Source organism: Rhodoplanes elegans (genome assembly GCF_016653355.1).
Classification (GTDB): domain Bacteria; phylum Pseudomonadota; class Alphaproteobacteria; order Rhizobiales; family Xanthobacteraceae; genus Rhodoplanes; species Rhodoplanes elegans.
The window spans coordinates 1-21,537 of the sequence record NZ_NHSK01000028.1 but is presented as its reverse complement, the minus strand read 5'-3'; the positions used below and the strand labels follow the sequence as shown (position 1 = coordinate 21,537).

Sequence of the window (21,537 nt, the reverse complement as noted above, 5' to 3'; positions counted from 1 at the left end):
GGATTGCCGGCAACCTCGGAGTCGTCGCGCGATGTCCACGCGCTCGCTGACGGGTCGATCCCGTCGCGGCCGTCCGACCCGGCGATCGCCGACCGAGGCCGTGCGACCGTCGCCGCCGGCGGGTCCGCGGCGCGTTCCCTCACCGTGCTCGTCACCGTCCCGACGCTCGAACTGGGGGCGGCCGACGAGGGCGCGATCGAGCTCGCCCGCATCCTCGCCGCGGCCGGCCACCGTCCCGTGGTGGCCTCGCGCGGCGGCCGCTGCGAGGACGAGATCGCCCGCCTCGGCGGCGTCTTCGAGCGGCTCGACGCGACCAGCCACAACCCGTTCGTCATCGCCGGCAACGCGCGGCGGCTGCGCGCGCTGATCCGCGCCCACGGCTGCGACGCGGTTCACGCGCATGGCCGCGCCTGTGCGTGGAGCGCCTTCGCCGCGGCACGCGCCACCGGCAAGCCGTTCCTCACCACCTGCTACACGGCGTTCCGCGAGCAGAACCGCCTCAAGCGGCTGTACAACGGCGTGATGGCGCGCGGCGACCGGGTGATCGCGGTGAGCGAGCCGATCGCCGACATGATGGCCGAGCGTCACCATCTGCCGTGGTCGCGGCTCGCCGTCGTGCATCCCGGCATCGACCTTTCCGGCTTCGATCCGGCCGGGATCGCACCCGACCGGGTCGCCGCGGCGCGCCGCGCCTGGGGCGTCGGGCCGGACACGAGGGTCGTGCTCGTGCCGGGCCGGATCATCCGCCGGCGCGGCCACCACGTCGCCGTGGAGGCGGCCGCCCATCTCAAGGCCCGCGGCTTGCGCGACGTGCTGTTCGTGTTCGCCGGCGAGGACGGCGGGACGTCGAGCTATTCGGGCCAGCTGTGGGACCAGGTGCTCGCCTCCAAGACGGCCGACGTCGTCCGCCTCGCCGGACCCTCGGCCGATCCGCCGGCCTGCTACGCCGCCGCCACCGTGGTGGTCTCGACCGCCATCCAGCTCGAGGGGCTTTCACGCGGTCTCCTGGAGGGGATGGCGATGGCCCGGCCCGTGGTCGCCTCCGATCTCGCCGCCGGGCCGGAGGCCGTGCTGTCGCCGGAGGCCGCCGGCGAGGAGCGGATGACCGGCCTGCGGGTGCCGGCCGGCGACGGCGCCGCGCTCGCCGCCGCGCTGGTGCGGCTGTTCTCGTATTCCGAGCAGGCCCGCCACGCGATGGGCCAGCGGGCCCGCGCCTGGGCCCTGTCGGAGTTCGATCCGGCCGACACGGCGGCCCGGATTCTCGCCGTCTATGCCGATCTGTGCGGGGGCGAACCGACGGGTGCGGCGACGACGCCGGCGGCCGGCGCGACCCATTCGCCGCGGCAACGTTGACTTGAAACCGGAATGTCCCAATTCTAATGATCCCTCGCACCGGCCCGTCCGGCGCGACCACCGGGCTTGCGCGGTGGCCTGCGACACGGCGGTGCGGGGACGAACGTATTTCGCCGGCGCCACGCTGCGCATGCCGGTCCGGACCTTCGGGGTCGGGCGGGTGTGAACGGTGCAGGGCCGGATTTCGACGTACCGGTAACTTCGACCGCGTATCGAGAGACCGCGTATTCAGGCCTGCCAGGATCAACGACAGAGGAGTTCACTGCCATTCGCCGCCCCATGAGAGCGCCGCCCCCCGTCCAAAAGGACGGACCGCGCGTCAACGAGGAGATTCGCGTCCGAGAGGTTCATCTGATCGACAAGGATGGGGCCAATCGCGGCACCACCCAGATTGCAGAGGCCTTGCGGCTGGCCCAGGAGGCCGGACTCGACCTGGTCGAGATCGCGCCCAATGCCACCCCGCCGGTGTGCAAGCTGCTCGATTACGGGAAGTTCAAGTACCAGGAGCAGAAGAAGGCCGCCGAGGCCCGCAAGCGTCAGAAGATCGTCGAGGTCAAGGAAGTGAAGTTCCGCCCGATGATCGACGACCACGACTACGACGTGAAGATGCGAGCCATGCACCGCTTCTTCGAGGAAGGCGACAAGGTCAAGGTGACGTTGCGCTTCCGTGGCCGTGAGATGGCGCACCAGGAGCTCGGCTTCCAGCTGCTCAACCGGGTCAAGGACGACACGTCCAAGCTCGCCAAGGTGGAGCAGGACGCCAAGATGGAAGGCCGCCAGATGGTCATGGTGCTGGCGCCGCGCTGATCGCGCCGATGGTCCGGCCGGCGACCCGCCCGGGTCGCCCGTGCCGGCGCTCCGCGACGGCGTGCCGGCGCCGCCCGGCGGTTCACCCCCGCTCCGGGGACAAGGCTGAGCCGTCCCGGCCGCCCCGGCTCCCGCGCGGAGCCCGTGGCGGCCGGAGTTGCCAATCCGGCGCACCTCTGCCATAACCCCGCCTTCCCGCCGCCCGGCTGAAAATGGGCTGCCGTGGCGGTGTCGTGCCCTTTTCCGACCGGGCCCGTTTGGGCCCCGTGCCGGTTTCGGGCGCGCTCACATCAACTAGACGGTCCGGCGGACCCGGGGGCACCTTCGGCCCGGCGTGGTCGTGCACGGCCAGGAGACGAGCAAAATGCCCAAGATGAAGACCAAGTCGGGCGCGAAAAAGCGCTTCAAGATCACCGGCACCGGCAAGGTGAAGTTCCAGCAGTCCGGCAAGCGGCACGGCATGATCAAGCGGTCGACCAAGCAGATCCGCGAGCACCGGGGCACCGCGGTCCTGTTCAAGACCGACGGCGACAATATCAAGAAGTATTGGATGCCCAACGGCTGATCGCCGCCCGCCGCGTGTCCACGCGGCGTCACCGCTCTAACCGAACTGTTTCAGGAGATCAGCCATGGCCCGCGTCAAACGGGGCGTCACCTCGCACGCCAAGCACAAGAAGGTCCTCAAGCTCGCCAAGGGCTATTACGGCCGGCGCAAGAACACCATCCGGGTCGCCAAGCAGGCCGTCGAGAAGGCGCAGCAGTACGCCTATCGCGACCGCAAGGTGAAGAAGCGCACCTGGCGCGCCCTGTGGATCCAGCGCCTCAACGCCGCCGTGCGTCCGTTCGAGCTCAACTACAGCCGCTTCATCGACGGCCTCGCCAAGGCGGGCATCACGGTCGACCGCAAGGTGCTGTCGGATCTCGCGATCCGCGAGCCGGCGGCGTTCCAGGCGATCGTCGAGAAGGCCAAGGCCGCGCTCGCCGCGGCCTGAGGCCGGCCGGCTAGGCCCGGTCGGCGCAGCGCCGGCCGGCCGGCGGTCCGAGACTTCGACCGGGTCCCGAGGCCGCGATCCCGTGCGGTCGTGTTGCAGGGGCGTTCGCTCAGAGCGAACGGCCCGATGCCTTGGGATGAGCCATGTCGGAGATTACCGAGCTCGAAGCGCGCCTGATGGCGGACGTCGCGGCGGCCGCCGACGAGCCGGCGCTCGAAGCCGTGCGGGTCGCGGCGCTGGGCAAGAAGGGCGCCGTCTCGGCCCTGCTCGCCACCCTCGGCAAGATGTCGCCGGAGGAGCGCAAGACGAAGGGGCCGCTGATCAACGGCCTCAAGGACCGGCTCGGCGAGGCACTCAACGTCCGCCGCGCTGCGCTGCGTGACTTGGCCCTCGATCAGCGCCTCGCCACCGAGACGGTCGACGTCACGCTGCCGCTGCCGGAGAGCCCGCTCGATCGCGGCCGCATCCATCCGATCAGCCAGGTGATCGACGAGCTGACCGCGATCTTCGCCGACATGGGCTTCGCGGTCGCCGAAGGTCCCGACATCGAGACCGACGACTACAACTTCACCCGGCTGAACTTCCCCGAGGGCCATCCGGCCCGCGACATGCACGACACGTTCTTCTTCCCCCGGAAGGAGGACGGCTCGCGGCTCCTGCTGCGCACCCACACGTCGCCCGTGCAGGTGCGCACCATGCTGTCCAAGGAGCCGCCCATCCGGGTGATCTGCCCGGGCCGCACCTATCGCTGCGACTCGGATCAGACCCACACGCCGATGTTCCATCAGGTCGAAGGCCTGGTGATCGACAAGGGCTCGCATCTCGGCCACCTGAAGTGGATTCTCGCCGAGTTCTGCAAGGCGTTCTTCGAGGTCGACCAGGTGAAGATGCGGTTCCGGCCGTCGTTCTTCCCGTTCACCGAGCCGTCGCTCGAGGTCGACATCCAGTGTCGCCGCGACAAGGGCGAGGTGCGCTTCGGCGAGGGCGAGGACTGGCTCGAGATCCTCGGCTGCGGAATGGTGCACCCGAACGTGCTGAGGAACTGCGGCATCGACCCCGACGTCTATCAGGGCTTCGCCTGGGGCATGGGAATCGACCGCATCGCCATGCTGAAATACGGCATGCCGGATCTGCGCGCCTTCTTCGAGGCCGACGTCCGCTGGCTCGACCACTACGGTTTTCGCCCGCTCGACTTTCCGACGCTGGCGGGTGGGTTGAGCGGGTGAGCGCCACGGATCATTAGACGCCGCTACACACCCGGAAGGGCGGCGCGATCTCCCTCCCCCGCATGCGGGGGAGGGTCGGGGAGGGGGAAGGCGGCACGACGGATCGATCATGGCCGACGCACCGAAATCTCCGGTCTGGCGGGTGACTCCGAAGATGCGTGCGCGTTCCCGTGCGCTGCGCCAGGACATGACCGATGCCGAGCGCAAGCTTTGGTTCGCCCTGCGGGCACATCGTCTCGGTGGCGCAAGTTTTCGTCGACAGACCCCGGTCGGCCCCTACGTGGTCGACTTCGTCTGTCATCAGCACCGGCTCGTCGTGGAGATCGACGGCGGCCAGCACTTCGAAGAAGCGCAGCGGGATCTCGATCTCCGGCGTGAGGCGTTTCTTCGCTCCAAGGGATATCGGGTGATGCGCTTCAGCAATCTCGATGTCCTGACGAATTTGCCCGGCGTGCTCGAAACGATCGTCACGTCGCTCGGAAATGCCCCCTCCCTACCCTCCCCCGCAAGCGGGGGAGGGAGAGAGCGCGGCGGGTTTGGTGGGCTTTAGAAAATGAAATTCACCCTCTCCTGGCTCAAAGACCATCTCGATACCGACGAGTCGCTCCAGGCGATCGTCGACAAGCTCACCATGATCGGCCTCGAGGTCGAGGAGGTGGAGGACAAGGGCAAGCTGCTGGCGCCCTATGTCATCGCCCATGTGATCTCGGCCGAGCAGCATCCGAACGCCGACCGGCTGCGCGTCTGCATGGTCGACATCGGTGCGGCCGGGAACGGCAAGCCGATCCAGGTGGTATGCGGGGCGCCCAACGCCCGCACCGGCATGCGGAGCGTGTTCGCGCCGGCCGGCACGTACATTCCGGGCAAGAAGCTGACGCTCTCGGTCGGCAACATCCGCGGCGTCGAGAGCCACGGCATGCTGTGCTCGGAGGCCGAGCTCGAGATTTCCGACGATCACGACGGCATCATCGACCTGCCGGCCGACGCGCCGGTCGGGACGTCGTATGCCGCGTGGGCGAAGCTCGACGATCCGGTGATCGACATCAATCTCACGCCCAACCGGCCCGACTGCACGGGCGTCGCCGGCATCGCCCGCGACCTCGCGGCGGCCGACATCGGCACGCTGCTGCAGAAGCCGATTGCGCCCGTGAAGGGCACGTTCCCGTGCCCCGTGACCGTGACGCTCGACTTCGGCGACACGCCGTCGCTGTGCCCGGCCTTCGGTCTTCGCCTCGTGCGCGGCGTCAAGAACGGCCCGTCGCCCGAGTGGATGCAGCGCCGCCTCGCCGCGATCGGGCTGCGCCCGATCAACGCGCTGGTCGACATCACCAACTTCCTCACCTTCGACCGCGCTCGGCCGCTGCACGTGTTCGACGCCAGGAAGGTGAAGGGCCATCTCGTCGTCCGGCGCGGCCGTGACGGCGAACAGCTGCTCGCGCTCGACGGCAAGACCTACGCGCTCGACGACACGATGTGCGTGATCGCCGACGACGCTGGCGTCGAGTCGCTCGCCGGCATCATGGGCGGCGAGGTCTCGGGCTGCGACGAGAACACCACCGACGTGCTGATCGAGTCGGCCCTGTGGGACGAGATCAATATCGCCCGCACCGGCCGCAAGCTCGGCATCGTCACCGACGCGCGCTACCGCTTCGAGCGCGGTGTCGATCCGGCCTTCATGCTGCCCGGCCTCGACCTCGCCACCCATCTGGTGATGGAGCTGTGCGGCGGCGAGCCGTCCGAGGTCGTCGTCGCGGGCCAGCCGCCGATCCGCGACAAGGTGATCGACTTCACGCTCGACGCGTTGCCGCGCCTCGCCGGGCTGGACATCGGCCTCACCGAGACCAAGCGCGTGCTGAGCCGCCTCGGCTTCTTCGTCGCCGGCGACGCCAAGAAGCTGAAGGTCGCGGTGCCGACCTGGCGGCCCGACGTCGACGGCGTCGCCGACATCGTCGAGGAGGTGATGCGCATCGTCGGCGTCGACCGCGTGCCACTCACGCCGTTTCCGCGCGACGACCGCGGCCGCAAGCCGGTGCTCACGCCGATCCAGGCGCGCACCCGCCGGGCGAAGCGCGCCCTCGCCGCGCGCGGCCTGACCGAGGCCGTCACCTGGTCGTTCATCTCCAAGCAGGAGGCCGAGCTGTTCGGCGGCGGGCAGCCGGAGCTGGCGCTCGCCAACCCGATCGCGGCCGAGCTCTCCGACATGCGGCCGAGCCTGCTGCCCGGCTTGATCACGGCGGCGCAGCGCAACGCCGACCGCGGCTTCTCCGACGTGGCGCTGTTCGAGGTGGGGCAGATTTTCCGCGGAGACCGGCCGGAGGATCAGTTCATCGCCGCCGCGGGTCTTCGTCGTGGGCTGGCGCGTCCAACCGGCACCGGGCGCCACTGGCGCACCGGCGCGCAGCCCGCCGACGCGTTCGACATCGAGGGTGATGCGCTCGCCGTGCTGGCAGCCTGCGGCGCGCCCGTGCAGGGCGTGCAGATCCAGCCGGGCGGGCCGGCATGGCTGCATCCGGGCCGCTCCGGCACGCTGCAGATGGGGCCGAAGCTCGTGTTCGGGCATTTCGGCGAGCTGCATCCGCGGCTCCTGGAGGCGCTCGACGTCACCGGGCCGATCGTCGCCTTCGAGCTGATCCTCGACCGCATCCCGGAGCCCAAGGCCAAGGCGACGCGGGCCAAGCCGCCGCTCGAGCTCGCCGCCTTCCAGCCGGTGTCGCGCGACTTCGCCTTCATGGTCGACGCGGCCGTGAAGGGCGCCGACATCGTGCGGGCCGCGCAGAGCGCCGACCGCAAGCTGATCACCGGCGTCACGGTGTTCGACGTCTACGAGGGCAAGGGCGTCGAACCGGGGAAGAAGTCGGTCGCGATCGCCGTGACGCTGCAGCCGCGTGAGAAGACGCTCACCGACGAGGAGATCGAGGCGGTGGGGCAGAAGGTCGTCGGCGAGGTCGTCAAGCGGACCGGCGGCGTCTTGAGGGCATGATGCGCGAGCTCCTGCTCGCGCTCGGCGTCACCGACGTCTCACCCGGCGCGGCCGTGTTCGTCGCGGTCGCGGCGCTGCTCGCCGGCCTGGCGCGCGGCTTCTCCGGCTTCGGCTCGGCCCTGATCTTCGTGCCGCTCGCCTCCACCATGATCGCGCCCGCCATGGCGGCGCCGCTGCTGCTGGTGGTCGACGTGATCATGTCGGCCGCCCTGATCCCGAGCGCGTACAAGCTCGCCGAGAAGCGCGAGGTCCTCACCATGCTGTGCGGCACGCTGATCGGCCTGCCGCTCGGCACCGTGGTGCTGGTCCATGCCAGCCCGGTGTCGATCCGCTGGGCCGTCGCCGTGCTGGTGCTGGTGATGCTCGCCGTGGTGATGTCGGGCTGGCGCTTCCGCGGCGAGCCGAGCCGGCGCCTCACCGCGGCGGTCGGTCTCACGGCGGGGTTCTTCAGCGGCATGTCGCAGACCGGCGGGCCGCCCGTGGTGCTCTACTGGCTCGGCAGCCACCATTCGCCGGCGCGGGTGCGCGCCAACATCGTGTTCTACTTCGCGCTTTCGATGGTGCTGTCGGTCACGGCCTATCTGATCATCGGCCTGTTCACGCTGCCGGTGCTGGGCCTGGCCGTGCTGGTCGGTCCGGTCTACGGGCTCGGCGTGTTCGTCGGCACCCGCATGTTCGGGCTCGCCTCGGTGACGGTGTTCCGCGCCATCGCCTACGGCCTCATCGCCGCCACGGGCCTGTTCAGCCTGCCGCTGTTCGACGGAATTTTGAGATAACAGGCCGTAGGGTGGGCAAAGGCGCGTCAGCGCCGTGCCCACGCCGTCACGCCGATCGACAGTGATCAGATCGCGAGTCCGACAGCGTGGGCACGGCGGGCCTGCGGCCCGCCTTTGCCCACCCTACGACTGTTCGACGGGATCTCGAGGCCGTAGCAGGCGGCGAACTCCGAGCCGTCATGCCCGGCCTCGTGCCGGGCATCCACGTCTTTGGACCGTGCATCGCACAGATCGTGGATGGCCGGGACGAGCCCGGCCATGACGAGTCACGATCATGGTGATCTGTCAGCCCGCATACGCCTCGATCGGCGGGCAGGAGCAGATCAGGTTGCGGTCGCCGTGCACGTGGTCGACGCGGTTGACGGCGGCGAAGTACTTGTCGGTGCGCGACACGCCGGCCGGGAACACCGCCTCGCTCCGCGTGTAGGCGCGGTCCCAGGCGTCGTCGGCGAGATCGTGTACGGTGTGCGGCGCGTGGCGCAGCGGCGACTGCTCGATCGTGAGCCGCCCCGCCGCGACGGCGGCGATCTCCTGGCGGATCGCGATCATCGCGTCGATGAAGCGGTCGAGCTCGTGCTTCGATTCCGACTCGGTCGGCTCGATCATCAGCGTGCCGGCGACCGGGAACGACACGGTCGGGGCATGGAAGCCGTAGTCGATCAGCCGCTTCGCGATGTCGTCGACGGTGACGCCGGTGGTCTCCTTCAGGGCGCGCGGATCGACGATGCACTCGTGCGCGACGCGGCCGTTGTGGTTCTTGTAGAGCACCGGATAGTGGGGGCCGAGCCGGCGCGCGATGTAGTTCGCCGACAGGATCGCCACCTCGGTGGCGCGCTTCAGGCCGGCGTCGCCCATCATCAGCACGTAGGTGTAGGAGATCGGCAGGATCGACGCCGAGCCGTAGGGCGCCGCCGAGACGGCACCGACCGGCGTGGTCCCGCCGTCGAGCGCCGGGTGTCCGGGCAGGAAGGGCGCGAGATGCGCCTTCACGCCGATCGGCCCCATGCCGGGGCCGCCGCCGCCGTGCGGGATGCAGAAGGTCTTGTGCAGGTTGATGTGGCTGACGTCCGCGCCATAGGCGCCGGGGCGCGACAGCCCGACCTGGGCGTTGAGATTGGCGCCGTCGAGATAGACCTGCCCGCCATGGGCGTGGACGATCTCGCACATCTCGCGGATATGCTCCTCGAACACGCCGTGCGTCGACGGATAGGTGATCATGGCGCAGGCGAGCTTGTCGCCGTGCTGCGTCGCCTTCGCTTCGAGATCGCTCAGATCCACGTTGCCGTCGCGGTCGCAGGCGACGACCACGACCTGCATGCCGGCCATCGCGGCGGAGGCCGGGTTGGTGCCGTGTGCCGAGGACGGGATCAGGCAGACGGTGCGGTGCGGCTCTCCGCGCGACGCATGATACGCCCGAATGGCCAGCAGGCCGGCGAACTCGCCCTGCGAGCCGGCGTTCGGCTGCAGCGACACGGCGTCGTAGCCGGTCAGCGCTGCGAGCATCTTTTCCAGCTCGTCGAGCAGCACCTTGTAGCCCTGCGCCTGCTCGGCCGGCGCGAACGGGTGGATGTCGGAAAACTCCGGCCAGGTGATCGGGATCATCTCGGCCGTGGCGTTGAGCTTCATGGTGCAGGAGCCGAGCGGGATCATGGCGCGGTCGAGCGCCAGATCGCGGTCGGAGAGCTTGCGCAGGTACCGCAGCATCTCGGTCTCGCTGCGGTAGCGGTGGAACACCGGATGCGTCAGGAACGCCGAGGTACGCACCAGGCCGGCCGGCAGCCGCACGTCCGCCTCGCCGGCCATCTCGTCGTAGCGGAGCGTGCCGCCGAAGGCGCGCCACACCGCCTCGACCACGGCCTCATCGGTCGTCTCGTCGACGCTGATGCCGATCGCCGGCGCGTCGCCGAAGGCGCCGGCGGGAATCGCACGCAGGTTGATCTTCTCCGCCCGCGCCTTTTCCAAGATCTCCGACTGACGTGAGCCGACCGGGACCGTCACGGTGTCGAACACGGGGGCCGACGGCGGCGTGAAGCCGAGCGCGCGCAGCCCCGCCGCCAGCACGGCGGCGTGGCGATGGACTCTTCGGGCGATCTCGGTCAGGCCCTCCGGCCCGTGATAGACGGCGTACATCGAGGAGATGACCGCCAGCAGCACCTGCGCCGTGCAGATGTTGGAGGTCGCCTTCTCGCGCCGGATGTGCTGCTCGCGCGTCTGCAGCGCCAGCCGATAGGCCGGGTTGCCGCGCGCGTCGACCGAGAGGCCGACGAGCCGGCCCGGCATGGTGCGCTCGAGCCCCTTGCGCACCGCCATGTAGGCGGCATGCGGGCCGCCATAGCCCATCGGCACGCCGAACCGCTGCATCGAGCCGATCGCGATGTCGGCGCCGAGCTCGCCGGGCGGCACCAGCAGCGTCAGCGCCAGCGGGTCGGCCGCGAAGGCGACGAGCCCCTTGGCGGCATGGACGCGATCGACGAGGCCGCGAAAATCGCGCACGGCGCCGTACGTGTCGGGATACTGCACCAGCACGCCGAACACGGCGGCCGGATCGAGGTCGCGCTCCGGAGCGCCGGTGACGATCGACAGGCCGAGCGGCTCGGCGCGGGTCTTCAGCACCGCGAGCGTCTGCGGATGCACGGCGGCGTCGACGAAGAAGGCGGTCGCCTTCGCGCCGGCGGAGCGTTTCGCCAGCGCCATCGCCTCGGCGGCCGCAGTCGCCTCGTCGAGCAGCGAGGCGTTGGCGATCGGCAGGCCGGTGAGGTCGGTCACCAAGGTCTGGAAGTTCATCAGCGCCTCGAGGCGCCCCTGGCTGATCTCCGGCTGATACGGCGTGTAGGCCGTGTACCAGGCCGGGTTCTCCAGCACGTTGCGCTGGATGACGGCGGGCAGCACGGTGCCGTGATAGCCCTGGCCGATCAGCGAGACGAACACCTGGTTCTTGGCCGCGATCTCGCGCAGGCGGGCGAGGGCGGCGGTCTCCGACAGCGCCGCGCCCAGGGCCGGCGGACGCTTGTCGCCGATCGAGGCCGGGATCACGTCGGCGATGAGCGCATCGAGGCTCCGGGCGCCGACCGCCTCGACCATCACGTCGATGTCGCGCGGGCTCGGGCCGACATGGCGGCGGACGAAGTCGGTGGCCGGGGCGTCGGTCGTCGTCATGCGGATGGGGGCGTTCATGCTCGAGGTCCTGACAGGGGCGGTCGGGGCAGCCGCGATCCGGACGATCGCGACCGAGACGATGGGTCGGGTCTGCCGCGATCGGCGGCGCGAGCCGTCCGGAGACGACGACGCGCCGGGCCGCGGAGCGGGCCGGGTGCGGATGCCAGGGCGATGCGCCGTCACGTCGACAGCCGTGCACGCCTGCGAGCGGGCACGTCAGCGGGGGTGATGGACGCGGGCCGGGACTGAAGGGAGGGGCGGTATCGCTGCGCGACCCAGGGTCGCGACACGACAAGGAGCGCCTTCCGACAAGCTCGGCTCGCCACGGCGCCCCATCTGTCTCTGTGCCTGAGAGTGTTATCCCGTCGGCGGACCCGTCCCGGCACGTCACCGGGCGGATCACTTTCCAGATTCACCTGCTCGCGACGGTCCTTTTGCCTGAGAGTTTCCGGGGCGGTTGCTCCTTCGGCGCCGGCCGGAGCCGGTCTCTCCCGTCGCGAGTACGCGAAACCTCCTTGAACACAGGATCTAGGTACTTCCTCGATGCCTGCAACGCCCGGAAGAGTCAAGACGGGCGGCTGCCGCACTCTTGGGCATGCACAAAAATCCGTCTACGGGGCGGCCCGCGGCCACCCGGCCGGCGGGCTCGGGCCCGGCCGGTCAGGCCCAGCTCTTCGGGAACAGCGAGTCGGAGGGGGCGAGATGCGCCTCGCCGGCGGTGTCGAGCCGGCGGTAGCGGCCCGAGAAGAACACCAGCGGCCGTGGCGCTGGGGTGTCGCCGATCGCCAGGGCCTCGACCTCGCCGACGAAGATCTCGTGGTCGCCGCCCGGATGGCGGGCGTGCGCGGCGCATTCGAGCACGGCGAGCGAGCCCGAGAGCAGCGGCACGCCGTTGCGGCCGTCGATCGTCTCGACGCCCTCCCAGCGGTCGCCGCCCGGCTTGGCGAAGCGATCGGACAGCGACTCCTGGGTCTCCGAGAGCACGTTGACGGCGTAATGCCGGGCCGCTTGCCAGGCCGGGAAGCTGTTGGCCCGGCGCGCGATGCTGAACAGGATCAGGGGCGGCAGCAGCGACACCGAGTTGAACGAGCTCACCGTGATGCCCAGCCGGCCGCCGTCCGGAGCGAGCGCCGTCACCACGGCGACTCCGGTCGCGAAGCGGCCGAGGGCCTGGCGAAAGCGGGCCTGATCGAACGGGGCGTCCTGCATGCGGTCGGCGGCTCCTGCGGCTTCTGGCGCCTCGTCGCGCGCGGGCCGCGGCCGGGGGCTGCCGCTATCAACCAGCTTTGCGGCGCCGCATCAAGCGACCTCGCCGCGCCGTCGTGGCGGCGCGTTTCCCTCGCTGCGCGAGTGGCCGGACCGGCCCGCTCAGGTGACGGCGCGGCGGGCGCGCGACGGCGTCGTGGCCGTCGCGGGCGCCGGGCGGACGCCGCCGCGGCCGGGCCCGTGATGGAGGATGTGCTGGAGCCGCTCGCGCAGGTTCTCGATGTGCTTGCGCATGGCGCGGGCGGCGCGCTCCGGATCGCGCGTCTCCATCGCCTCCAGGATGGTGCGGTGCTCGCGCCCCGCCGCGTAGACGTCGACGGTCTGCCACAGGTGCAGATACCAGAAGCGGGTCGAGCGCTCGTGCATCAGGCGGACGAAGTCGGCCAGGATGGCGTTGCCCGACATCGCCGACAGCTTGACGTGGAAGGCGCGGTCGGACTCGACGAAGGCGTCGAGCGAGCCGCCGCCGTGCCGCCGGTTGGTCTTCTCGAGGATCCCGGTGAGCTCCTTAATGTCCTCGCGGGTGCTGTTGGCGACCGCGCGGCGCACCAGCTCGACCTCGACCAGGATGCGGGCGTCGAGAATCTCGACCACCTCGTTGATCGAGTCGGGGCGGACGATGACGCCCTTGCGCGGCACCACCTCGACCAGGCCCTCGACCTGGAGGAGCTGCAGCGCCTGGTGCACGGGCGTGCGTCCGAGCTTCAGGAGATCGCAGATCGCCGCCTCGTTGAGATACTGTCCCGGCAAGAAGAACAGGGTGAGGATCATCTCCTTGATCTGCTGATAGGCACGATCGGACAGCGACGCGCCCTTGTCGCGCTCCCCTCTGTCCCGCTCGCCTCTGTCCCGCTCGCGGTCGCCCTTGTCGCGGAGCTTGCCGTCGCGCTCCCTGTCCTTCTCGGCCGGCGGCGCGGCCTCCGCCGCGGTGGTCTTGCGCTTCGGCCGTGTCCCGCGTTCGCCTCGCGTCTGTGGCATCGCCGCCGTCCCGTCGTTTCGAACCCGGTGTCGTCTCGAGTCGTGTCGTCTCGAGTCACGGTCGGGCGCGCGGGGCCGCTCCTTGTTGCGCCGCGAAAGCATCGTCGGCGTCACCGCGACCCCCTGTCGCGTCGACAAAACACTAGAGGTGTTCGCGGGGCGGCGCCAGCCGGTGGAACGCGTGGCCCGCATGCGTATGGCGTCCTCGGCGCACGCCGCGTCGGCCGCGTGTTCAGGCGCGGCGCGGATTAGCCGCGGGGCGCGAATCGGACCTCTTTGTATGCACTGCAGCACGCCGGGCCGGCGTCGTGTCCGCCCCGTTCCGGTGCGTGCGACGGCGCATCGAAGCGTCGGCGTCGCCGTCCATTTTTGCAGAGCTGTGCCGTAGGAACCACATCGCCGTTCGCTTCCCCCGCGATGGGCCACCGTTATAATTCGAGCCGCTCGGATCACTTGCGTTCGGGCTTTCTTCGCATCTCCGACCGCCGGGTCAACAATTCACGAAACCTCGAAGTCGGTCCAACGAGGAGCGCTCCATGAGCTATGAACTCGACCACGCCTTTCTCGGAAAGCCGCATCATCAGCTGCCGCGTCGCGTCTACCCGGCGCAGGGCTGTGATTGGCAGTATCGCGTCGACTACGAGCGCCTGCGCAAGCAGCGGCTCCAGAAGGCGCGCGAGCAGATGGAGATTCACGATCTCGGGGCGCTGGTGCTCTACGCGGGCGCGAACATCCGCTACATCACCGGCTCGTACCAGGGCAATTGGAAGTACAACATCAACATCCGTTACGCGGTGCTGCCGCGCGGCGGCGATCCGATCCTGTTCGAGACCGCCGGCTCCGACATGCAGTGCGCCCGCATCGACCTGCCGTGGATGCACAAGACGCGCGGCTCCAACATCGCCGAGGGCCTGAAGGGCTCGGCCGCCATCGCGGCCGGCGCCAAGGAGCGCAAGATCGACCCGCTCAACGATCCGGGCCTGATGATGCGCGACAACATCCGCCCGGCCATGACCTGGCAGTGGGCCGAATCGGCCGTGCCCTACATGGCCGAGCGCATGGTCGCCTCGATCTACGAGGTGCTGAAGGAGTACGGCGTCGAGAAGGAGCGCGTCGGCGTCGACAACCTCGACATTCCCTCGCTCGAGGCGTTCCAGAAGTTCAAGATCAACATCGTCAACGGCTGGCCCGCGATGTCGGCGGCCCGCGTCGTCAAGACGATCGACGAGATCGAGCTGCTCAAGCAGTCCTCGACCATCGGCGACGCCGCGATGTGGCACATCAAGCACGAGTGGCTGAAGCCGGGCGTCACCGAGCGCCAGATCGAGGCCAAGGTGCACGAGCTGATGCTCAAGCTCGGCTGCGAGATCATCTACGACATCATCGTCGCCTCGGGCGGCAACACCTCGCCCTACCGGCGATGGGCGACCGACAAGATCATCCGCCAGGGCGATCTCGTCATCGTCGACATCAACGCGGTCGGCCCCTCCGGCTACTTCATCGACTACGTGCGCTGCTTCAAGTGCGCGGCCAAGATGACGCAGAAGGAGATCGACCTCTACAAGCAGACCTACGACTCGATGTACGCCGGCATCGAGATGCTCAAGCCGGGCAACTCGACGGCCGACGTCGCCGCCAAGTTCCCGGAATACGACGACGACACCTACGGCACCGTCACGCTGCAGCAGTTCGCCCACTCGATCGGCATCACGCTGTACGAAGGCATGTGGATCTCGCGCGCCTACTCGCTCAGCCAGCCGGCCGAAATCAAGGAGAACATGTACTTCGCGATCGAGACCTTCGCGGGGCATCCGGAGCTCGAGCAGACCACCCGGCTCGAGGAGAACGTGCTGGTCGGGCCCACCGGCCCGGTGATCTTCACGCTGATGGAGCACATGGAGGAGGCGGTCGGCAACTACGACAGGCCCGGCCTGCATCACCCCTCCGTGCTGAAATAGACGATAACCCGGAGCGCGGCACCCCCGCGCTCCGGTCCGTTCGGCCGGCGCCGCAGCGCCGGCGCGACCGCGTCGGCCCCGGGACCGATGCGCGAGCGGCGTGCCACGATGCGACGGTGCCGCGTCACGCGGGCGCGCGCCGCGGCCGGCCGTGCTAGGATCGATCGCGGTACGATCGATCGTGACGCACATGACGGCATCGCCGGACGACCCGGGTCGGCGCAAGGTTCGACGGCCAGAAGAGCCGCATTTCTTTCATCTCGGCTTCAATAACAAGACCCATCGCAGACAGAGAGGAACACGGACATGAGAAAGCTATGGGGTCTGCTCGCCGTTTCCGCATTGTGCAGTTTCATGGCGCCGGGGCTCGCCGAAGCCCAGAGCACCAAGACCGCCAAGATCGGCATCCTGCTGCCCCTCACCGGCCCGTTCGCCGCCGTCGCCGAGACCCAGAAGCAGGGCGCCCTGCTCGCCGTCGACGTGATCAACAAGCGCGGCGGCCTCGACATGCCGGAGGGCAAGACCATGCTGGAGGGCGTGGTCGACGACGACGAGGCCAAGCTCGACGTCGGCGTCCGCCGCTATCGCTATCTGGTCGACCAGGGCGTCAAGGGCGTCGGCGGCCAGACCTGGGCGCCGCTCGCCTACGCCATCAACGCGCTCGTCTCGCGTGACCCGAAGCCGTACTTCCCGGTCTGCGTCCAGGCCAAGGAGGCGTTCACCAAGGGCAAGATCGCGCCCGCCACCTTCGCGGCCGCCTACTCGCCGTGGACGGTCGGCTACATGGCCGGAACCCAGGCCGTGAAGACGCTCGGCAAGAAGAAGATCTTCTTCCTGGCCCGCTCCGACTCGTGGGGCTGGGACATCCGCGACGGCGTCGAGGCGGCGGCCAAGCAGTACGGCGCCGAGATCGTCGGACGCGACGAAGCACCGCTCGGCACCACCGACTTCACCACCATCCTGCAGAAGGTGAAGGCGGCGAAGCCGGACGTGTTCATCGCGGCGCAGTTCGCCGCCGACTCGGTCGCGCTCCTCAAGCAGGTCCAGCAGATGGGCCTCAACAAGGAGATGACGATCTTCAACGCCTTCATCACCAACGTGGTGGCGAAGGGCCTGCCGCCGGAGGCGCTCGCCGGCGTCTATGCGATGCACTACTTCTACTACGATCTCGCCGGCTTCCCGGACCAGGAGGTGGCCAAGCAGGCGGCCGAGTTCACCAAGCTGTTCCGCGACAAGTACGGCTATCCGCCGGACGCCTACGCGGCGATCGCCTACATCGCCTACATGGAGATGTTCCGCGGCTTCGAGCAGTCGAAGTCCTGGGACGCCGCCAAGGTGACGGCCGCCCTGATGGCCAACAACGGCAAGTTCGACAGCGTGAAGGGACCCGCGGCGTGGCGCGAGGACCATCAGGCGGCGTTCAAGTACGGCGCCTTCCTGGTCAAGGGCAAGGGCCCGGGCGAGCAGAAGAACGAGTGGGATCTGTTCTCGGTCGAGGGATCGATGGGCGGCGAAGAGATCCTGCCGCCGCTGAAGTCGCTCGGCTACTGAGCGTCTCCGACGTCGCGAGGGGCCGGCGGGTTCGCCGGTCCCCCTTCCCCAGTGCACGGCGGCCGGGCGGCCCCCGCCGCCCGCCGCGACCACACACGAGGAACACCGTGAGCACGGACCCGCGCGCCGAGATCATCCGGGCGGAGGGCGTCACCAAGCGCTTCAAGGGCCTCGTCGCCGTCGACAATGTGAGCTTCGTGCTGCGCGAGTTCGACGTGGCCGGCATCATCGGCTCGAACGGTGCCGGAAAGACGACGTTCTTCAACCTCCTCACCGGCTACTATCCGCCCGACGAGGGACGAATCCTGTTCAAGGGGCAGGACGTCACCGCGATGCCGCCCGAGAAGCGGGTCGACCTCGGCATGATGCGGACCTTCCAGCTCACCGCGACCTTCGACAGCCTCACCGTGGTCGACAACCTGGTGCTGTCCTATGTGCGCGCCTACGAGAAGCCGTCGCTGCCGGCGCTGTTCTTCAGCACCTGCCGGAGCCGGCGCGACCACCCGAAGGTCGTCGAGACGCTCGAGACCTTCAATCTCGGCCATCTGCGCGATCGCGTCGTCAAGAACCTGAGCCTCGGCGAGAAGCGCCGGCTGGAGATCGCCATGTCGATCCTGGCCGAGCCGGCCCTCCTGCTGCTCGACGAGCCGCTCGCCGGTCTCGCCGAGACCGAGATCAGGATGCTGCTCGACGTGCTCAAGGCGCGCGTCGGCCGGCAGACCATCCTGATCGTCGAGCACAAGCTCTCCCACGTCCAGGACTTCCTGCAGCGCCTCACGGTGATGCACGAGGGACGGGTGATCGCCGAGGGTCCGTGCGACGAGTGCCTGCGCCATCCCGAGGTGCGGCGCAGCTACTGGCAGATCGCCACCGAGGCGGGTGAAGGCGAGGCCGTGTCATGAGTGCCGCGACCAACGGCCATGTCCTCGACGTGCGAGGCCTGAACGCCGCCTACGGCGAGTCGAAGGTGCTGTTCGACATCGGCATCGCGGTGCGCGACCGCGAGGTCGTCGGCTGCGTCGGCCGCAACGGCGCCGGCAAGTCGACGCTGCTGAAGAGCATCGCCGGCTTCCTGCGGCCCACCGCCGGCACGGTCGAGTCGGACGGCGTCGACCTCGTCGGCCGCACCGCCTTCGCGATCGCCGGCATGGGCATCAAGTACGTGCCGCAGGACAAGAAGGTGTTCTCCGACCTGACGGTGCGGGAGAATCTCGAGCTCGGCTCCTACGCCTCCGGCGACTACGACTGGGACCCGGTGCTCGTCTTCTTCCCCAAGCTCAAGGTGCTGCTGGACCGCAAGGCCGGCTATCTGTCCGGCGGCGAGCGGCAGATGCTGATGATCGGCCGTGCGATCCTCGGCAAGCCGAAGCTCCTGCTGGTCGACGAGCCGACCGAGGGCCTCGCGCCGTCGATCGTCTCGCACCTGAAGGACGTGTTCCGCGAGCTGTCTAAGAGCGCCGCGCTGGTCATCGTCGAGCAGAACCTGCCGATGATCTGCGCCATCGCCGACAAGATCTACGCCCTCAACGAGGGCCGGCTCGTGGCCGAGCTCACCGAGCGCGAGCAGATCAGGCCCGAGGTCTGCGAGCCGTATCTCTAAGGAGCGCCGCGATGGCCCGAGCTTCATCCGTCACCCTGAGGTGCTCGGCCGCAGGCCGAGCCTCGAAGGGCGACGGCCCGGGCCGTCCATCCTTCGAGGCCCGGCTTCGCCGGGCACCTCAGGATGACGGGGTGGGGAATGGCCGCACGGCTGCGGTCGAGAGAGGGATTGTCCGATGAGCGTCCTGCGCTGGTGGTCGGGGCTGTTGGTGGCCTTCGGGCTGCTGATCGTGCTCCGCTTCGTGCTGCCGCTGCCCTTCAACAACGAGATCATCATCTTCGCCATCTACGTGATGGGCTGCAACTTCCTGCTCGGCCGCGTCGGCTTCATCTCGTTCGGCCAGCCGGCCTATCTGGCGGCCGGCGCCTACGGGGCGGCGTTCTATCTCTATTACTTCGGCACCAATCCGTATGTCGGCATCCTGGTCGGCATCGTCGCCGGGCTGATCGTCGCCGTGCTGGTCGGGCCGCTGTTCGTGCGGCTGCGCTCCGACTACTTCGCCCTCGTCAACCTCGCCCTCGCCGTGATCATCTTCTTCATGATGCAGAAGATGCTGGCCAGCGTCACGTTCGGCGACAACGGTCTCGAGCTGCTCACCCGGATGGACTCGACGCCGGTGCTCGACATCACCCGGCCGGCGGACTTCTGGATCTTCGCCTTCTTGTGCTGCTTCGGCATCTGGGCGCTCTACAAGTATCTCGACGACTCGGTGTTCGGCGCCTGCTGCCTCGCCGCCAAGGCCAACGAGGACAAGCTGCGCTTCCTCGGCTACAGCAACTACGGCATAAGGCTGATGGCCTTCGTGGTGGCCAACACGACGACGGCCTTTGCCGGCGCTCTCTACGCCATCCACCAGGGGCTGGTCAGCCCCGAGATGTCGAGCCCGGCGCGCGCCGCCGATCCGGTGGTCGTCACCATCCTGGGCGGGGTCGGCACGCTCTACGGACCGCTGGTCGGCTCGATCGCCTTTGTCGGGATGAAGGACCTGATCAGCAAGATGGTCGGCCATTGGGAGCTGATCGTCGGCTTCCTGCTGGTGTTCGTGATGCTGGCCGGCGAGCGCGGCATCTGGGGCTCGCTCGAGCCGCTGCTGCGCCGCCTGGTGCTGCGTCAGCGCGACGCCGACACGCCGGCCGAGACGGCCGAGCGCCCGGCCGATGCGGGAGTGAAAGCGCGATGATGGATCCTCAACTGCTCCTCTCCGGCGTCATCTTCGGCCTCAGCATGGGAAGCATTTTCTTCCTGATGACGGTCGGCCTGTCGTTGTGCTTCGGCCTGATGCGCATCATCAGCCTCGATCAGCTCCTCTACTACTCGGTCGGCGCCTATCTCACCTATTCGATCAGCGCCATGATCGGCAACGTCTGGCTCGGCGCGCTGGTCGGGGTGGTGGGGGCCGGGGTCACGGCGCTGCTGGTCGAGCGCTTCGTGTTCCTGCGCATCTATGCCCGCGACATCACCTTCTCGATGATCACGTCGTTCGGCATCCTGATCGGCGGCATCGGCATCATCAAGGCGGTGTGGGGCCTGGTGCCGCGGCCCGTGCCGGTGCCGATCGAGGCGCAATGGGACATCCTCGGCACCGAGGTGCCGGTCTATCGGCTGGTCGTCGTGGTGCTGGCGCTGGTCGTCTATGCGGGGATCTGGCTGTTCCTCAACAAGACCATCATCGGCAAGGCGATCCGGGCCGGGATCGAGGACGTCGAGCACGTCGAGGGGCTGGGCATCAACGTCTACCGGCTGTTCACCCTCACCTTCGTGATCGCCGGCGCCCTGTCCGGCCTCGCCGGGGGCCTACACGCGCCGCTGATCATGGTGTTCCCCGACATGGGGCTCGAGGTGCTGGCCTTCGCCTTCATGGTGGTGATCATCGGCGGGCTCGGCAGCATCAAGGGCACGTTCATCTCGGCCTTCCTGGTCGGTCAGGTGGTGTCGATCGGCTCGCTCGTCTACGCGCCGCTCGCCCAGATGGCGCCGTTCGCCATCATGCTGCTGATCCTGCTGATCAAGCCGACCGGCCTCTACGGCAGCGCGCTGCTCAAGCGCTGACTGCGCGAAAGCGTCACCACCACCCGGCGCCGGCCTCCACGGTCGCCGCCGGCCGGCGCTCGCGGGCGCCGTGCAGGGCGGCGATGACGCGCCGCTTCACCGCGTCCCAGGCCGCCGAGTCGCGGTCGCGGGGCCGGGGCAGGTCGACGGCGATCTCCTCGGCGATACGGCCCGGCCGCGGCCGCATCACGACGATGCGGTCGGCGAGCGCGATCGCCTCGTCGACATCGTGGGTGACGACCACGAGCGTCGGCTCGGCGTCGTGCCACAGGTCGAGCAGGTGGTCCTGGAGGTCGGCGCGGGTGAAGGCGTCGAGGGCCGAGAACGGCTCGTCGAGCAGCAGCACCTCGGGCCGGGTGACCAGCGCGCGGGCGAGCGCGACGCGCTGCGCCTGCCCGCCCGATAGCTCGCGCGGCCAGACGGCCGCCTTGTCGGCGAGGCCGACGCGGGCGAGCTGTGCCGCCACCCGTGCCTCACGTTCGGCGCGCGGCAGCGCCGCGAGTCCGAAGCCGACATTGTCGGCGACCGTCAGCCACGGCAGCAGCCGCGGCTCCTGGAACACCATCCCGATCTTTTCGTGCGGCGCCCCGATCTCCTCGCCGTCCAGCACGATCGTGCCGTCGGTCGGCCGGTCGAGCCCGGAGACCAGCCGCAGCATCGTCGACTTGCCGCAGCCGGAGCCGCCGACGACGGCGACGATCTCGCCGAGCGGCACGGCGAGCGACACCCGGTCGAGCGCCCGCACGCCGTTGGCGTAGGTCTTGCCGAGGTTTTCGAGAATCAGCATGGCGGGCTCTCACGCGGGATTCGGCTGATCGGTTCCGGTGTGGCGGCGCTGTTCCCCC

At 69.1% G+C, this 21,537-nt stretch carries 19 protein-coding genes and 1 riboswitch; of the genes, 14 read left to right on the top strand and 5 right to left on the bottom strand.

From position 1 onward, the window contains the following. Positions 1-3 precede the first annotated feature (3 nt). From CCR97_RS01750 to CCR97_RS01715, 8 genes are all read left to right on the top strand, one after another. Entirely contained in the window at positions 4-1,353 is a 1,350-nt protein-coding gene (locus tag CCR97_RS01750) for a glycosyltransferase (RefSeq protein ID WP_146618700.1), read from the top strand. A 267-nt stretch (positions 1,354-1,620) separates the two neighbouring features. Further along, positions 1,621-2,160, top strand: coding sequence for a translation initiation factor IF-3 (gene infC, locus CCR97_RS01745; protein WP_201159254.1), 540 nt, complete (start codon positions 1,621-1,623; stop codon positions 2,158-2,160). A gap of 364 nt (positions 2,161-2,524) precedes the next feature. Then, positions 2,525-2,725: a 50S ribosomal protein L35 gene (gene rpmI, locus CCR97_RS01740; RefSeq protein WP_111356580.1), complete on the top strand. Its 201-nt coding sequence runs from the start codon at positions 2,525-2,527 to the stop codon at positions 2,723-2,725. A 64-nt stretch (positions 2,726-2,789) separates the two neighbouring features. After that, positions 2,790-3,152, top strand: coding sequence for a 50S ribosomal protein L20 (gene rplT / locus CCR97_RS01735; RefSeq protein ID WP_111356579.1), 363 nt, complete (start codon positions 2,790-2,792; stop codon positions 3,150-3,152). Between the two features lie 143 nt (positions 3,153-3,295). Beyond that, on the top strand, positions 3,296-4,378 hold the full coding sequence (pheS, locus tag CCR97_RS01730; RefSeq protein WP_111356578.1) for a phenylalanine--tRNA ligase subunit alpha: 1,083 nt from the start codon (positions 3,296-3,298) through the stop codon (positions 4,376-4,378). 109 nt (positions 4,379-4,487) lie between these two features. Then, positions 4,488-4,928 (top strand): endonuclease domain-containing protein, encoded by a 441-nt coding sequence (locus tag CCR97_RS01725; RefSeq protein ID WP_244670209.1) that lies wholly within the window; start codon positions 4,488-4,490, stop codon positions 4,926-4,928. Between the two features lie 3 nt (positions 4,929-4,931). Further along, entirely contained in the window at positions 4,932-7,358 is a 2,427-nt protein-coding gene (pheT, locus tag CCR97_RS01720; RefSeq protein WP_111356577.1) for a phenylalanine--tRNA ligase subunit beta, read from the top strand. Continuing rightward, on the top strand, positions 7,355-8,134 hold the full coding sequence (locus CCR97_RS01715; RefSeq protein ID WP_244670208.1) for a sulfite exporter TauE/SafE family protein: 780 nt from the start codon (positions 7,355-7,357) through the stop codon (positions 8,132-8,134). The genes pheT and CCR97_RS01715 overlap by 4 nt, the downstream gene beginning before the upstream one ends. A gap of 65 nt (positions 8,135-8,199) precedes the next feature. On the opposite strand, the gene CCR97_RS01710 is transcribed toward CCR97_RS01715, so the two are convergent. From CCR97_RS01710 to CCR97_RS01695, 4 genes are all read right to left on the bottom strand, one after another. Next, entirely contained in the window at positions 8,200-8,394 is a 195-nt protein-coding gene (locus CCR97_RS01710; RefSeq protein WP_201159252.1) for a hypothetical protein, read from the bottom strand. A gap of 25 nt (positions 8,395-8,419) precedes the next feature. After that, positions 8,420-11,290, bottom strand: coding sequence for an aminomethyl-transferring glycine dehydrogenase (gene gcvP, locus CCR97_RS01705; protein ID WP_170145768.1), 2,871 nt, complete (start codon positions 11,288-11,290; stop codon positions 8,420-8,422). 416 nt (positions 11,291-11,706) lie between these two features. Then, positions 11,707-11,794: riboswitch (glycine riboswitch) on the bottom strand. 156 nt (positions 11,795-11,950) lie between these two features. Next, the gene (locus tag CCR97_RS01700) at positions 11,951-12,499 is read right to left on the bottom strand and encodes a flavin reductase family protein (protein ID WP_111356574.1); all 549 of its coding nucleotides are present in this window, start codon (positions 12,497-12,499) and stop codon (positions 11,951-11,953) included. Between the two features lie 159 nt (positions 12,500-12,658). Further along, positions 12,659-13,534 (bottom strand): GntR family transcriptional regulator, encoded by an 876-nt coding sequence (locus CCR97_RS01695; RefSeq protein ID WP_201159251.1) that lies wholly within the window; start codon positions 13,532-13,534, stop codon positions 12,659-12,661. A gap of 536 nt (positions 13,535-14,070) precedes the next feature. Between CCR97_RS01695 and CCR97_RS01690 the strand changes: the two genes are divergently transcribed. From CCR97_RS01690 to CCR97_RS01665, 6 genes are all read left to right on the top strand, one after another. Further along, positions 14,071-15,492, top strand: coding sequence for a M24 family metallopeptidase (locus CCR97_RS01690; protein ID WP_111356572.1), 1,422 nt, complete (start codon positions 14,071-14,073; stop codon positions 15,490-15,492). Positions 15,493-15,798: 306 nt separating this feature from the next. Beyond that, a complete protein-coding gene (locus CCR97_RS01685) occupies positions 15,799-17,043 on the top strand; it encodes an ABC transporter substrate-binding protein (RefSeq protein WP_111356824.1) in 1,245 nt (414 codons plus the stop codon). A 107-nt stretch (positions 17,044-17,150) separates the two neighbouring features. Further along, a complete protein-coding gene (locus tag CCR97_RS01680) occupies positions 17,151-17,945 on the top strand; it encodes an ABC transporter ATP-binding protein (RefSeq protein WP_170145789.1) in 795 nt (264 codons plus the stop codon). After that, positions 17,942-18,643 carry an ABC transporter ATP-binding protein gene (locus CCR97_RS01675; protein WP_111356825.1) on the top strand — a complete coding sequence of 234 codons (702 nt, stop codon included), beginning with the start codon at positions 17,942-17,944 and terminating at the stop codon, positions 18,641-18,643. The genes CCR97_RS01680 and CCR97_RS01675 overlap by 4 nt, the downstream gene beginning before the upstream one ends. 175 nt (positions 18,644-18,818) lie before the next feature. Further along, positions 18,819-19,823, top strand: coding sequence for a branched-chain amino acid ABC transporter permease (locus CCR97_RS01670; protein WP_111356826.1), 1,005 nt, complete (start codon positions 18,819-18,821; stop codon positions 19,821-19,823). After that, a complete protein-coding gene (locus tag CCR97_RS01665) occupies positions 19,820-20,692 on the top strand; it encodes a branched-chain amino acid ABC transporter permease (protein WP_111356827.1) in 873 nt (290 codons plus the stop codon). The genes CCR97_RS01670 and CCR97_RS01665 overlap by 4 nt, the downstream gene beginning before the upstream one ends. A 13-nt stretch (positions 20,693-20,705) precedes the next feature. Here the strand turns inward: CCR97_RS01665 and CCR97_RS01660 are convergent, their stop codons facing one another. After that, entirely contained in the window at positions 20,706-21,479 is a 774-nt protein-coding gene (locus CCR97_RS01660; RefSeq protein WP_111356828.1) for an ABC transporter ATP-binding protein, read from the bottom strand. Positions 21,480-21,537: the final 58 nt, after the last annotated feature.

What these genes read in the sequence shown, in the direction of transcription:
- rpmI (WP_111356580.1), top strand. Translation starts at nt 2,525, where the DNA reads ATGCCCAAGATGAAGACCAAGTCGGGCGCGAAAAAGCGCTTCAAGATC.
- rplT (WP_111356579.1), top strand. Translation starts at nt 2,790, where the DNA reads ATGGCCCGCGTCAAACGGGGCGTCACCTCGCACGCCAAGCACAAGAAG.
- pheS (WP_111356578.1), top strand. Translation starts at nt 3,296, where the DNA reads ATGTCGGAGATTACCGAGCTCGAAGCGCGCCTGATGGCGGACGTCGCG.
- CCR97_RS01725 (WP_244670209.1), top strand. Translation starts at nt 4,488, where the DNA reads ATGGCCGACGCACCGAAATCTCCGGTCTGGCGGGTGACTCCGAAGATG.
- pheT (WP_111356577.1), top strand. Translation starts at nt 4,932, where the DNA reads ATGAAATTCACCCTCTCCTGGCTCAAAGACCATCTCGATACCGACGAG.
- CCR97_RS01715 (WP_244670208.1), top strand. Translation starts at nt 7,355, where the DNA reads ATGATGCGCGAGCTCCTGCTCGCGCTCGGCGTCACCGACGTCTCACCC.
- CCR97_RS01710 (WP_201159252.1), bottom strand. Translation starts at nt 8,394, where the DNA reads ATGGCCGGGCTCGTCCCGGCCATCCACGATCTGTGCGATGCACGGTCC.
- gcvP (WP_170145768.1), bottom strand. Translation starts at nt 11,290, where the DNA reads ATGACGACGACCGACGCCCCGGCCACCGACTTCGTCCGCCGCCATGTC.
- CCR97_RS01700 (WP_111356574.1), bottom strand. Translation starts at nt 12,499, where the DNA reads ATGCAGGACGCCCCGTTCGATCAGGCCCGCTTTCGCCAGGCCCTCGGC.
- CCR97_RS01695 (WP_201159251.1), bottom strand. Translation starts at nt 13,534, where the DNA reads ATGCCACAGACGCGAGGCGAACGCGGGACACGGCCGAAGCGCAAGACC.
- CCR97_RS01690 (WP_111356572.1), top strand. Translation starts at nt 14,071, where the DNA reads ATGAGCTATGAACTCGACCACGCCTTTCTCGGAAAGCCGCATCATCAG.
- CCR97_RS01685 (WP_111356824.1), top strand. Translation starts at nt 15,799, where the DNA reads ATGAGAAAGCTATGGGGTCTGCTCGCCGTTTCCGCATTGTGCAGTTTC.
- CCR97_RS01675 (WP_111356825.1), top strand. Translation starts at nt 17,942, where the DNA reads ATGAGTGCCGCGACCAACGGCCATGTCCTCGACGTGCGAGGCCTGAAC.
- CCR97_RS01670 (WP_111356826.1), top strand. Translation starts at nt 18,819, where the DNA reads ATGAGCGTCCTGCGCTGGTGGTCGGGGCTGTTGGTGGCCTTCGGGCTG.
- CCR97_RS01665 (WP_111356827.1), top strand. Translation starts at nt 19,820, where the DNA reads ATGATGGATCCTCAACTGCTCCTCTCCGGCGTCATCTTCGGCCTCAGC.
- CCR97_RS01660 (WP_111356828.1), bottom strand. Translation starts at nt 21,479, where the DNA reads ATGCTGATTCTCGAAAACCTCGGCAAGACCTACGCCAACGGCGTGCGG.